This is a genomic window from Mycobacterium marinum, assembly GCF_003391395.1.
Lineage (GTDB): Bacteria > Actinomycetota > Actinomycetes > Mycobacteriales > Mycobacteriaceae > Mycobacterium > Mycobacterium marinum.
Genome location: NZ_CP024190.1, coordinates 3,981,254 through 3,994,869, shown reverse-complemented (window position 1 = coordinate 3,994,869; position 13,616 = coordinate 3,981,254). Strand labels below are relative to the sequence as shown.

The 13,616-nt window shown below is 62.4% G+C and carries 4 protein-coding genes; 3 read left to right on the top strand and 1 reads right to left on the bottom strand.

Annotation, left to right across the window (positions count from 1 at the left end; translation table 11 throughout):
* The first annotated feature begins 254 nt into the window (after positions 1–254).
* The 3 genes from CCUG20998_RS16500 to CCUG20998_RS28160 all read left to right on the top strand — a co-directional run bounded on the left by CCUG20998_RS16500 (position 255) and on the right by CCUG20998_RS28160 (position 8,688).
* Entirely contained in the window at positions 255–3,659 is a 3,405-nt protein-coding gene (locus tag CCUG20998_RS16500; protein ID WP_231389766.1) for a hypothetical protein, read from the top strand.
* Positions 3,656–8,293 carry a DEAD/DEAH box helicase gene (locus CCUG20998_RS16495; RefSeq protein WP_020730564.1) on the top strand — a complete coding sequence of 1,546 codons (4,638 nt, stop codon included), beginning with the start codon at positions 3,656–3,658 and terminating at the stop codon, positions 8,291–8,293. Before CCUG20998_RS16500 ends, CCUG20998_RS16495 begins: the two co-directional genes overlap by 4 nt.
* Before the next feature lie 206 nt (positions 8,294–8,499).
* Positions 8,500–8,688, top strand: a complete 189-nt coding sequence (locus CCUG20998_RS28160) for a hypothetical protein (RefSeq protein WP_036456360.1) — start codon at positions 8,500–8,502, stop codon at positions 8,686–8,688.
* Positions 8,689–8,785: 97 nt separating this feature from the next.
* Here CCUG20998_RS28160 and CCUG20998_RS16485 read toward each other — a convergent pair whose 3' ends face one another.
* Positions 8,786–13,558 carry a WD40 repeat domain-containing serine/threonine protein kinase gene (locus tag CCUG20998_RS16485; RefSeq protein WP_240642858.1) on the bottom strand — a complete coding sequence of 1,591 codons (4,773 nt, stop codon included), beginning with the start codon at positions 13,556–13,558 and terminating at the stop codon, positions 8,786–8,788.
* Positions 13,559–13,616: the final 58 nt, after the last annotated feature.

The following is a 13,616-nucleotide window of genomic DNA, read 5'->3' as shown; positions in this document are numbered from 1 at the left end:
GATGAGTTGGCCGGCACCGATGATTCGGGGGCGCGGGCTCAGGTCCTGCTTGTTCCATCGCAGTAGCCCTCTGAGCGGTAGAGGGCATCCATCGAAGGTGGCCTTGCGCTCGCCATGTTTGCGAAGTGTGGTGCGCGAGCAAGGGTAGCTAGATCTCCCGACCTCCGTGCCTATCGACGTACGGATGCCGAGCGAGACATCGACTAGCAATCTCACACTTTTCGTCAGTGGCCCATCCTACAGTGGCATAACAGATGCATTTCGAGGTGGGAATGGTAGTCATGTCGCTGGCCGATTGGATGACTGATAAAGATTTAGAATGGCAGACACGCCTGAAGCCAGCGAATCTCGTCGTCGAAACCAATTTTTTCGCAGATGAGGTCAGGGATGCTCAGAGCAAGTACGGCCTGTTTGCACGGCAGTTACTCGATCGTGGGTGGACGCACAAGAAAGTTGTCAAGCGATACCCCGCCCTGACGCTGATGATCCTCGTCGGCCATGCGGCGCTTGCCTATGACCACGGCGCCTATTGGGAGAGCTTCTGGGATGAGCTGGGCATGTCGCGCGACGCCGACTTCGAGAACGAACTTAGACGAAGCGTCGCCGAACTACTCGACAAATTTTCGCTTGCACGGTTTCCCGACATCGAGCAGGAGAGCGCACGCAAGTACGTAATGACGCTCGCTCTGCATGCTGGCATCCCCGTACATTGCTTGGGTGACTTGCTCGTCGTAATAAGCGATCACATCACCCAAGGGCGCCCCGCAACAGGTGCCGCGGTAATGGAGTGGCTAGAAGAACCCGGCAAGGAGTACCGAGCGGCTGCCTTAGATGTGCCTGTCCGCAACTTCCTCGTCAATGGGGCCGAGTTTGCTGCAGACATCCTCGACCGGATCATTGAGTTCGTCGAGGCGACGACCGCTGACCCGACACTGCTCAATGCAGAATTGAACGCCGCGACCACTGGGTTACCCAGCGCGCTACTCGACGAGTTAGTAATCCGATTACGCGAAACGCCGCTTCACTTCGACCGAAAGCGTCTGACCTCCAGCGGCGCCCAACACCCCACAATTGCCTACGACGTTAACGACGATGAGATTGTCCTGGTGCTTCCCGCGCCCTCGGTCGATTCTGAGAAGCCCTGGCGGGTGTCGTTCGACGGAGAGGTCCGTGAAGTCCACAATACTCGCAAATGGGGTGGCGATGCCCAGACTGCGGCTGCCCGGGTGGCGGTTCCCGCACCGGTCCGCGAAGCTGTGATTTCGCATGCCGGGGGCTCGGCGGGTTCCGCGGTACCTCTGGTTCTGAAGTCCGACCCGCTGCTCACCTTAGACAAGAATGGCCGGTGGATTCCGAGACGCGATGGCCTGAAGGACTGTGTATGGGCGGTCCTGCCGAGTGACTATCAGCTGGTCGATGCCCGCACGAAGAATCCAGTTGAGTGCCGAGACGTCGGGTGCCCTGCCGGATGGCACGGATGGCGTAGTGCCTTCCTCGAGCTTGATGACGTGAGCGCATTGCAGCTATGTCGAGATGGTCTACCAGTTGGCACTAAGCGATTGGTGCGTAAGGATGCGAGACCTAGCTTCGAACTCGGGTCGATCGTGGCTGGCGTGCTCACCGCTGATGGACGGTCAGTGCATAGTGCGCGACCATGGGTCGTTCTTCCGCCGTCGTTGGCGGACCCCGGCCCAGATTGGATCGTGCGCATTCGCCGGGTCGGTGACACCGAGTGGATAGCTGAAGAATCCTGGGTAGGTGAAGACGTCCAAACCTGCGTCGACCCGTTCGATGATGCCGCGGGACCTCAACTAGGACTTTTCGAGATCGTGGTGACCGGCCCTTTGGGCGCCGATGCTCGATGCGTAGTGTTTGTCGCCGAGGGGATCGAGACGAAGTTCGACACCTTGATTCGTGTTCCGGTAGCTGGGGGGCTCACCCGATGTGTAGGCCAAACAGTGGCCGATGGTGTTTCGATATCGCCGGCCGGCCCGGTTGAATTTGGCCCGCGCGACCTTGAGGTCAGGGTCCAAGTACAGACCCAGGATGCTTCTGCGGCGCTGGTGCTCCAACCTCCACACGTCGAAATACGAACCGGTGAAGTCGGAACTCCCGCAGCATGGCGAATGACAGCCGACGTGTGTGACCCCGAAGATTTCACTCAGGACCGGTTTGTCGCGGTTCGCGTGCCTGGTGTCGAGACCGTTGAGTTTGGCTATTTCTCCGCCATGAACGACCTTCTACAGGTTGATCCCAGCCCACGCAGACGCATCGGAGACGTATTCGAGTCGCGGATCCAGCAGTTCGCTGACACCGTTCGTCACCATCCCACCGGACGGATAGTCGCGACTTTGCGCACCGACAGCGGACACATCGAAGTGACGGTGCTCTCGGCGCAGCCTCGTCGTCTCGCCTCCGAGGCGCACTTGCGCGACTGCACGCTGGTGTTCAACGGTATCGCAGCCCTTGAGGATTTGGCTGTGTATGTCTGGAGTTCCACTGCGCCCTGGCGGTCGGCAGAAGTGTTGCCGGTGGTTGACGGTGTGACACTTCTTCCTGACCATCTGGTGGACGCCGGCGAACTCCGTTGTCAGCTATTCATTGATGATCCATGGGTTTCGATCGATCCACCGCCGATGCCGGGTGATGCTGCGTTCCGGGTCGAGCAACTCGGGTGGCGCGAGGATGGCACCAGCGCGCAAGTGAAGCTGTCTCGGTACCTCGTTGGCCGACGTAGCGCACCCGTCGAAGTCGGCGCGATCCCGGAAGTCTGGGCGGCATTGGCAAAGCTTCACGCAGACGGCAAAGCGGAACGATTCGCTGGCCTAATCACCCTGTTAGCGGACGACTTCAGAAAGGCGTTGGAGTGCCTGGGGAACAGCACAATTCCCGCCGGTGAGAAAATGGCGATGTTGATGCGCAGTGAGCTTGTCAACCACAGCTACACGGCTGAACAGACATTAAACAAACTCCACTTCCACCCCTGGTTCGGCTGCATGGTCGAACTTGCTGATCTCCCTTCGCTTTACCAACGTCGCCAAGAGGTGCGGGCAGAGCGTGCCGAGACGCTCGCTTACATGCGAGATAGGGGTGGAGAGCGACTGATCGAGTTGCTGAAGACCGGCAAGACTGCCTGCATCAAGGATGCTAGCTTCGACGCGAATGTCCTTGCGATGAGTTTCGTGCCTGGCAATCAAGTCGAAGCGAAGTTGCGGGAAATTCAACTGGTGCCGCGCGCTCAACTGCACCCAGACACCCTGCGGGCCGCCGTCTATGAGGCGTTCTGTCGCCGAACCGATTGGCTGACCTCGGGCTGGTCGCCAAACTTCGCGCAACAGACCTCCTTGGTCATCAGCCCCATCAAGCGCGTGTCCAAGCTGGCGCACCGAAGCATCCTGATGCGTAGCGATCGTGTGCAAGATATCGACGCTTCTGAGCACCCATGGATGCTGATGTCGGTCCAGTCATTGACGCTAGCGTTTCTTGCCAGGCTTGAAGCACACCGAAGAATCGGCGGCCAATACCTGAACTCCGGTCTGCTATCCGACTGGGCACGCTTGGCGCAGCTTTGCCCGACCATGGTGGCCAACGACTTGTTGATCGCTGAAGCTCTGGTCTTGTACGACTGTCATGGTGATCTCATCGGAGGCGGAAGATGATCGACCGGCTAGAGCCCCTCGAAACCGCAAAGCAGATTGAGGGTAGTTACAAGCGGTATCTCAAGACGCTTCTTGCCCCGCGCGACGAACAGCTCGCTGCGGCATTCGACGCCGAAATCGACGCCACCACAATGCTGACGAAAGGGCCGATACTTGAGATGACGCCGCCCTACGAGACGGGCGCGACGTGCCGCCAACTCATCGATCAGGAAGTGCTCCACCAAGACTTCGTTAGAGTTGACGGACAACCGTTTTCAATCGACCAACCCCTTTACGTTCATCAGGAATCTGCAATCCGAAAGTTCGTTGCGGGCCGAAACTTGGTCGTCAGCACCGGAACTGGCTCCGGTAAGACCGAGAGCTTTCTGGTCCCGATCGTTAACTCGCTATTAGAGGAATCAGCGCGAGGAACTTTGGGGCCCGGGGTTAGGGCATTGCTGCTGTATCCAATGAACGCTTTGGCTAACGACCAGCTCAAGCGGCTGCGTTCGGTCCTTGCGGGAGTTCCTGAAATCACGTTTGGTCGCTATACGGGTGAGACTCTCGAAGATTCGCGTGCGGCGGAAAGTGATTTCCTGCAGAGCAATCCGGGTACGAGACGCTTACCGAACGAGCTGCTGAGTCGTGATGAAATGCGCAGCAGCCCGCCTCACCTCTTGCTGACGAACTATGCGATGCTTGAGTATCTGCTCTTGCGCCCGGCGGACATTGATTTGTTTGACGGCCCCTTCGCAGGAACATGGCGGTTCATCGTGATGGATGAAGCGCACGTCTACGACGGCGCACAAGGTTCTGAGGTGGCGCTGCTGATGCGCCGGCTGCAACAACGGGTTGCGCCCGATTCGAGCATCCAGTGTATTGCCACCTCCGCATCCCTTACCGGTTCCGTCCGCAACGATCCCCGTGGCGAAGCAATGGAGTTCGCCGCTAATCTCTTCGACGCTCCGTTCGAGTACGTCGAGGGTGACCTGACGAAACAGGATCTCGTCGAGCCAGTACGAAAGAAGCATCTGCCGGAATCGAGCTGGCGCCTGACGGGCGAGCAGTTGCTGGCACTGCGAAGCGGTCAAATCGATCCTGCCGAGATGGTCTCGCCTGGTGTAGGTCTGGTGGATGCGCTCAGCCACGAAGAGTCCATGATCGAGCTCAAAGATGCACTCAGCGCGCAGCCTGTTGATGTCCGAGTATTGCGGGAACAACTTTGGCCTGGCGACGGGAAGTCGGGTGAGAAACTTGATTCTCTCGTCCAGCTCGGAAGCAGTGTCTACGACGACGCCGGGCACCCCGTACTTTCGGCTCGGTACCACCTCTTTGTACGCGCGACCGAAGGCGCCTTCGTCAGTTTCAGTGACGATGGACCGCGCATCTTTCTGTCCCGCCACGAAGTGGACCCTGATACCGGACGCGCGGTGTTTGAGTTCGGGACCTGCACTCGCTGCGGCGCAGTCCACTTAGCAGGTGAGCTCGACCCTAGCGAAAGGTACTTCTTCCCCGCTAAGAAAGCCGATGCATCGGTGAACTGGCTCGTCCTCGCGGATGAGCAGGGCGATGTGCTTGTCGACGAGGATGAGATCACGCTCGCCGAAGACGACGCCAAATCGTCGAAGTCTGGTCCCACGACTAGACGCCTGTGTACCGGCTGCGGCCTGCTCACCGATGCTGCAGCTATGGCATGTGCGTCGTCAAACTGTCTCGGCGGGCGGCTGTTGATGGTGCGCGAGCATCCCCGGTCGACTCGAATCATGACTCGTTGTACCGAGTGTGGGGCGCAGTCACGACTAGGAATTCGACGACTCCGAACGGATGTGAATGCCGCGCCCGCGGTTGTCACCACGGCTCTTTATCAACAGCTTCCCCAGGCTGAGGACCAGGCCGGAGAACAGGTGGGCGCCGGACGCAAGTTGCTGATGTTCTCTGACTCGCGTCAGGCGGCAGCCTTCGCGGCGCCGTACCTGGACCGCACGTACACTCGCATGCTCGAACGGCGTTACATCACCCAGGCTCTTCGCGACCCTGCGGCAGCGGGGGGCGAGCTCACTGTCCGTGACTTGGCAATACTGACCCGCGAGAAGGCGCAAACAGCAGGACATTTCGAGCACAATTTGGGCAACATCGAGATTACCCAATCGGTGAATCAGTGGATTTCCGGTGAGCTGATGACGCTAGAGACTCGTCAGTCACTGGAAGGTCTTGGCCTCATGAGGGTGGCGCTGCGTCAGGGTAGTGCCATACCGATGCGCGGGTTCACGTCACTGGGATTGACCGAAGACGAAGGGTGGGCGCTGCTGAACGAACTCGTCAAGACAGTGCGGCTTCAGGGCGCTGTCACGGTGCTCGACCGCGTCAACGTGAAGGACGAGCGATTTGCGCCCCGCAACACCCGGGTACGGATGCGGTCCACTGGATCTGATCGGGCCAAACAAATCATCAGCTGGAAGCCCAGCGGTGCGGGAACGACCAATAGCCGGATGATCTTCCTCCGAAAAGTACTCGCGGAACTGTCAAACGACACACCCCCCGACCGGATCTTGGACGGCTGCTGGAAGGCACTTGAGTCTGGCGGGTTTCTGGTCGCCGAATCCGATCGGGTGCACGGGCAGGTATACCAGCTAGATCACAGCAGGTTTTCTGTCGGTAACGGCGCGGATCGTCAGTGGTTCCGATGCGATACCTGCCGGTTGCTCACGGCGTTCTCGGTACGCGGCATCTGTGCTAACAGCCGATGCATTGGCAGGCTCAAGCCCTTTGAACTGCCGGCACCCCAGGACGACACTAATCACTACCGCGTGTTGTACCAAACTATGAATACCGCGCCGCTGAGTGCCCGCGAGCACACCGCGCAATGGGATGCCAAGGCCGCAGCCGCTATCCAACGCGACTTCGTCGCAGGGAAAGTGAATGTTCTGTCGTGCTCCACGACATTCGAACTTGGTGTCGACGTCGGCGAGCTCCAGTCGGTGGTCATGCGCAACATGCCTCCGAAGACTGCTAACTATGTCCAGCGTGCCGGCCGTGCCGGACGCCGAGCAGCTTCTGCGGCATTGGTTGTAACTTACGCCAACCGGTCTGCACATGACTTGGCGCAGTATCAGCAACCGAACGCAATGATTGCGGGCCGTATGCGTATTCCCTGGGTGCCGATCGACAATGTGCGAATCGCTCGTCGTCATGCGCACTCTATTGCACTGGCTTCGTATTTCAGGCATTGCTTCGAGCAGCGCAGCGAGAAATGGAAGACGGCAGGCCAGTTCTTCTCGGGAACACCAGGTGGCAGTCTATCGCCCGCCAGTCGAGTGCGTGATTACCTGACACCTGTCCCCGCAACGGTGGAGGAGGCACTACGCACCGCCCTTCCGCAGAGTGTTCAAGCGGCGATAGGTGTCTCTGACGGCAGCTGGGTTGGGCCCCTGATTGAGCTACTGGAGTCGACGGAAGGGGAGCTCACAAAGGATATTGCCGACATCGAAGAGCGCATTGATGAATCCGTCAAGGAACGAAAATTCGGATTGAGCAAGCGACTCCAGGACACCTTGCGAACGATCACAGGTCGTGAGTTGCTGGGGTATCTTGCCAATCGAAATATACTGCCTAAGTACGGTTTTCCGGTCGACACCGTCGAGCTCAGTACGCTCAACGCGGCGGATCCAGTCGGACGCCAACTGGAGCTTGCAAGAGATCTCAGCCTGGCGATCTACGACTACGCGCCTGGAAACGAAGTCGTTGCCGGAGGCAAAGTCTGGACTTCGGCGGGCCTGAAGAAGCGCCCTGGCAAAGAGCTGGTACGCCACAAGTACCGAATCTGCCAAGCATGCGGTCGATTCCAACGCGGGGATGATCTCGATCCGGCAGATGTATGCCCCAGCTGTGGCGATCCATTCGGGGCAATCGGCACCCTGATCATTCCCGAGTTCGGTTTCATCGCAGCCAGCGATACGCGCGACGTCGGTAGCGCGCCTCCGGAACGCCGTTGGCACGGTGGGAGCTATGTCGAGACTCCGGGCAATGACGTCGGTGTGTATCACTGGTCTGGGCATAATGGATTGAAAGTGACCGCGCGTGCTGGCGTTCGCGCTTGGCTTGCCGTCGTTTCGGACGGGACAGGTGAAGGATTCCAGATGTGCGATTGGTGTGGTTGGGCGCGCTCCGCCGAGCGGGGGAGTCCCCGGCGGAAGCACCAGCGACCTGCCAACGGCGGGGACTGTGACGGGCCGTTGGAAAGGATCTCGCTCGGTCATCGATACCAATCCGACGTTGCGGAATTCACTTTTGACGGCGTTTCGTACCGCCGTGACCAGGACGCGAACTGGCTGTCGTCGCTGTATGCAATCTTGGAGGGCGCCTCCTACGCGTTAGAGATCAGCCGTGACGACATCGATGGAGCGCTGTCTTGGAGTGCAGACCACCGCCGCAGCATCGTCCTGTTTGACACGGTCCCGGGCGGGGCCGGCGCCGCGAAGAAGATCGCCGAGAATATCGGTGTCGTCCTCGAATCGGCGGTCAAACGGGTGACGGACTGCGATTGCGGTGAAGAGACGTCATGTTATGGGTGCCTTCGTTCGTACCGCAATGGACGCTTCCACGAAGACCTTTCGCGGCGGGCGGCGCTGAGTCTGCTTGGAGGAATGGCGCGATGAGTCGAGTCTGGCTGCGAACCGGAGGTTGCGGGCGTTGTTGATCTTTTCCGGATGTAGCCCGCTGTGGGTGGCGGCATCGAACTCGTCGAAGACCTCGGTGACCCGCTTGACGACGGGCTTGTCCAGCTTCGCGAGGTCGCCGAGGAATCCCTTGTCGGGTGGAGGCGCCCACGCCGGCGAGCGCGATGAGTCCGACCGCGTAGGTCATGGCCGCTTCCTTCGACATGGCGCCGAGTTCTTTTTTGGCGGTGGCCACCGAGTTCATTACTTGCCCGATCCGTTCTGGCATGCTCGCCCGCGGCTGGCCGAGCCGCACGAAGATCGCCGACACCCGTGTTCCGATCGTGGTGTCGTCGTCGGCGCGCAGCGAGACCGGACACATCGCGATGAAGTGACGGCCGATCTCGCGCATCTCGGCAAGCGGCAGCGCCAGTGTTGCGAACCGCCGACCGATTCCCAATGCTGCGTTGGTGGGGGCGCGCCGAGCGGGCTCTACCGTGGAACGGGCAAGTTGGGGCAGAGGGCAATGTAGTCGACATCGGGCGATATCCATTCGCGCCAATCATGGCGGCTGATGTTGGATGTGAGTTTCGAACACAGAACCGTGACGGTGGCATCCAGGGGCGTGGGCCAGACCCGCACCGTAGCGTCGGCGCTGCTGGACACCAAGGTGTGCCCGTCGGGGCTGAACGCCACACCAAGGACGCTGTCGGTGTGGCCCCGCAGGGGTTGGCCTAGCCCGGCAGGGGTCAGATTGGTGAGGTCCCAGAGCTGCACGGTGTGGTCAGAACTGCCCGACGCTAGCGTATGACCGTCGGGGCTGAACGCCACCCGATTCACGTATCCACTATGTCCGTGCAGGGGGTGCCCCAGCGGGCTCGGGTGCGTCGGGTCGGTGAGGTTCCACAGCACGACGGTGTCGTCGCCGCTGCCGGAAGCGAGCAAGCGGCCGTCAGGGCTGAAGGCCACGCCGAGAACGGCGCTGCTGTAGCCATACAAGGGTTTGCCGAGCTGTTGCGCGTGGGCTGGGTCGGTCAGATCCCACAGCGCGATGGTGGTGTCGTCGCTGCTGGACGCCAGGGTGTGTCCGTCGGGGCTGAAGGCGAGGCTTTGCACGGTGCGAGTGTGGCCGCGCAGGGGTTTGCCGAGTTGTCGCGGGTGTCCTGGATTGGTCAGATCCCATAGCGCGATGGTGGTGTCGTCGCTGCCGGAGGCCAGGGTGTGTCCGTCGGGGCTGAAGGCGAGGCTTTGCACGGTGCCGGTGTGGCCGCGCAGGGGTTGGCCGAGTTGTCGCGGGTCGGCTGGGTCGGTCAGATCCCATAGCGCGATGGTGGCGTCGTCGCTGCCGGAGGCCAGGGTGTGTCCGTCGGGGCTGAAGGCGAGGCTTTGCACGGTGTCGGTGTGGCCGCGCAGGGGTTGGCCGAGTTGTCGCGGGTGTCCTGGATTGGTCAGATCCCACAGCGCGATGGTGGCGTCGTCGCTGCCGGAGGCCAGCGTCTGCACGTCAGGGCTGAACACCGCACTGCGCACGGGGCCGGTATGTCCCCGAACGGGCAGCACAGTATTGAGGTTCCACAACCGGATGGTGCCGTCGTGGCTTCCGGTGGTCAGGGTGTGTCCGTCGGGCCCGAACGCGATGCTCCATACGGTTCCGTGGTGGCCGGTAAGAGGTTGACCCAACGGACCGGGCTGCGCTGGATCTGTGACGTCCCATAGTCGCACCGTGTCGTCGACGCTGCCGGAGGCCAGGGTGTTTCCGTCGGGACCGAACGCCACGCTGGCCACACCGGCGCTGTGGCCCTGCAGGGGTGGGCCCAGGGGGCCTGGGTGTGCGGGGTCGGTGAGGTTCCACAGCCGGATGGTGCCGTCGTCGCTGCCGGAGGCCAGGGTGTGTCCGTCGGGGCTGAACGCGACGCCGGCGACACTGGCGCTATGGCCTTCCAGGGGTGGGCCTAGGGGGCCTGGGTGTGCGGGGTCGGTGAGGTTCCATAGCTGGATGGTGCCGTCGTGGCTGCCGGAGGCCAGGGTGTGTCCGTCGGGGTTGAACGCGATGCTGGCGACGCTGCCCGTGTGGCTTTGGAGGGGTTGGCCGAGCCGTCGCGGGTGTGCCGGGTCGGTGAGGTTCCACAGCCGGATGGTGCCGTCGTGGCTGCCGGAGGCCAGGGTGTGTCCGTCGGGGCTGAATGCGACCTCGGCGACACCGGCGCTGTGGTCTTCCAGGGGTGGGTCCAGGGGGCCTGGGTGTGCGGGGTCGGTGAGGTTCCACAGTCGGATGGTGCCGTCGTCGCTGCCGGAGGCCAGGGTGTGTCCGTCGGGGCTGAACGCGATGCTGACCACACCGGCGCTGTGGCCCTGCAGGGGCGGGCCTAGGGGGCCTGGGTGTGCGGGGTCGGTGAGGTTCCACAGCTGGATGTTGCCGTTCTCGCCGCCGGAAGCCAGGGTGTGCCCGTCGGGACTTATCGCAACGGTGTTAACGGGTGCTTGCGTGGGGATGATGATGCGAGTGGTGTTCAGCGCCGCGGTGGCCGTGTAGAACGCGCCGCGGCTGGCGGCTGGGTTGGAACGCAACTGTCGTGCCGCCAGGGTGGCGGCGAGCGCGCGAATATCGCTCTCCGCGATGGTCCCGGAGAACACCAACGAGGCCTGCGCATCGAGTTGGGCGGCCAGTGCGTCGCGGGCTTGACGGGTGGCGCGGTTGAACATGATCACCGCGGTGGCGGCGCCTACCACGGCGATAACGGCGATGACGGACGTTGCGGCGATTACCGCGCGCAGGACGCGAGACCGCTGTCGTAGGGCGGCGGCGCTCTCTTGAGCCTGCTCGCGCGCTTGGGTTTCGGCGGCCGCGAGTTTCTTGGCGGCCTCGAGTTCGGCCCGCTGGCGTTGCTTCTCGAGCTCGGCTCGTTCGTTTTCGCAGTGCCGGGAGGCCAGCAGGTAGTCGTGGGTTTGGTTGAGGCGCTCGCGGAATCCGGTCTTGGCGGCTAGGTTTTCGGCTGCGGCCAGCTGGGATCCGCGCAGCAGCCAGGCTTCGTCGCGCCGCTTTTTCTCCCACTCGGCGGCGCTGCGTTCCAGCGCGTCGGCCGCCTTGAGGTCTTCGACCTCGTCCGCCAGCCAGCCCGAGAGATCGCCCCATTGGCGCAGCAGACTCTCCAAGGCGACCTCGACGATGACCTCTCCGTCGCGTAGGTCTTTGATCAGCAACCGGCGGGCCAGGAACCGCTCTAGCAGCGGGCGGCTGTCATCGGGCAGGTCGGCCCAGCGTGCCAAGCGGCGCATCGGCTGGTCGTTGTCGGGATTGATGGTGGCCAGCCACGGGATGAACGCCGCGCGCAGCAATTTGAGTTGCTGGGCCCGCTCGTCGGGATCCGAGGACAGAATCTCGTGGATCTCGGCTTGCACGACGCCATCGATTCCGCCCCGCTTGGCGTAAGGCTCGAGAGTGAGCCGGCCCGTCGACCCGTAGTCGCGGTACAGCCATGCCAGCGTCAGTGACAGCAGCGGCAGCGTGTCTGCGCCGCCGGTGGCGTCGGCGAGCAGGTGGCGCACCAGTTCCTCGTCGAGGTACAGCGGGCGTCCGCCGTCCGTCGAACGCTGCGCAGGTCCGGTGATCACCCTGTTGAACTGGGTTGCGTCCATCGGCCGAAGGTCGAACTGCTTGGTCTGCAGCCCGGCAAGCTGTGGAGCGGTCTGCATCAGCTCGTAGCGGTCGGTGCGGATCGTCGCTGCCACAATCAATGGCAGCCTGTCCTGGCCGTTCGTGCCGAGAGCCAGATCCCGGATGAGCGCCAACAACCCGGCGGCCTCCACGCCGGCGTCGCTGGTGAACAGCTCTTCGGCCTGATCCAGCGGCAACACCAGGGTCACCGGGGTGTCATCGGCAGCCCCGGTTGCCGGTTGCCGGTTGGCGGCCGTACGGCACTCCAGCAGCCACGTCCGCAGCCGGGCCACGTCGCCGCTCGCGCACGCTTCCTTGATGTCGCCCAGCGGCGGCTGTGCCAGGCCGAGGCGTTGCCGCGTGGTGCAGATCGCCTGTGCCAGCCCGCAGGCGCCGGTGAGCGCCTTGAGCTCGGGGCGGACAATGTCGAGGACGAGATACTTGCTTGCCTGTCTTTGCAGCCGGGGCACGATTCCCGCACGCAGAAAACACGACTTGCCGGCTCCGGACGCGCCCAGCACCACGAACAGCGTCTCGTCGCTCGCACGCATTCCGCGCAGGGCGTCCATCGCCCGCGCCACCTCGGCGTCCCGACCGAAAAAGACGCCCGCGTCGACCGGCTGGAAGGGTTCCCATCCGAGGTACGGCGGTCGGTCCGGTTGCGACGGCGGTGGCCAGGGGAACGACGCGGCGCCCATGCCGGCGCGCGGGATGTCCTCGAGTCCAAGGGGCGCGGTGTCTCTAGGCGATGGCGAGTCGACGAGCTTGGGGGTCTGCGTAGCAACCTGGATGCGGTGTCCGGCCGTGGTGGTCTGCCCGCCCGGCGGCGTCGCCAGTGCGGCAGCTGCCGCCATCGCGAGTTCACCAGCGCTGGGGTAGCGATCGTCGGGTTGTTTCGCCATGCCACGGGCAATGACATCGTCGAATCCCGCGGGCACGGCGGACCGGCGCTCACTCGGCTTCGGCGGGGGCGTGGCGAGATGCGCCGTCATTTGCAGTGCTACCCGGTCACCAGGGAATGGCATTTCGCCGGTAAGGCATTCATAGAGCAAACATGTCAACGAATAGACGTCGGCGCGGGCATCGATGACGTCGCTCATCATTCGTTCGGGGGCCATGTATGCCCACGTTCCGGCGGTGCGGCTCTCGGCGGTCAATTTGGCGCCGGTACCGTCCTGGGCCAGGCCGAAATCGATCAGGTAGACGAATCCTTGATCGGTCATCAAGGCGTTGGATGGTTTGACGTCCCGGTGCACCAGCCCATGGGTGTGGGCCGCATCCAGAGCGGCTGCGATCTGTTCGACCATTCGAACGGCTCGCGCCGGAGTCATGGGACCGTCGCGCTGGAGCGCGACCTCGAGGTCAACCCCGTTGATGATCGGCATTACCAGGTACAACTGGCCGTCAATTTCGCCGGTGTCGTGGACGGGGATGATGTGCGGGTCGGTCAACCGAGCCGCGATGAGAGCTTCCCGGCTGAACCTCGCGCGAAAACCCGGCTCGTTGGCCCGATCGGCAGGCAAGATTTTGATCGCCACATCGCGTCCCATAACGGTGTCGTGCGCCTTATATACCGTGCCTGCAGCGCCCTGTCCGATGAGCTCGAACAACCGATATCGACCGAATTCCCTGGCGTCCAATTGATTACGCTCTCAACCTAACTGTTCT

Bases quoted from the DNA above. Each gene is read 5' to 3' on its own strand.
- CCUG20998_RS16500 (WP_231389766.1), top strand. From the start codon at position 255: ATGCATTTCGAGGTGGGAATGGTAGTCATGTCGCTGGCCGATTGGATG.
- CCUG20998_RS16495 (WP_020730564.1), top strand. From the start codon at position 3,656: ATGATCGACCGGCTAGAGCCCCTCGAAACCGCAAAGCAGATTGAGGGT.
- CCUG20998_RS28160 (WP_036456360.1), top strand. From the start codon at position 8,500: ATGGCCGCTTCCTTCGACATGGCGCCGAGTTCTTTTTTGGCGGTGGCC.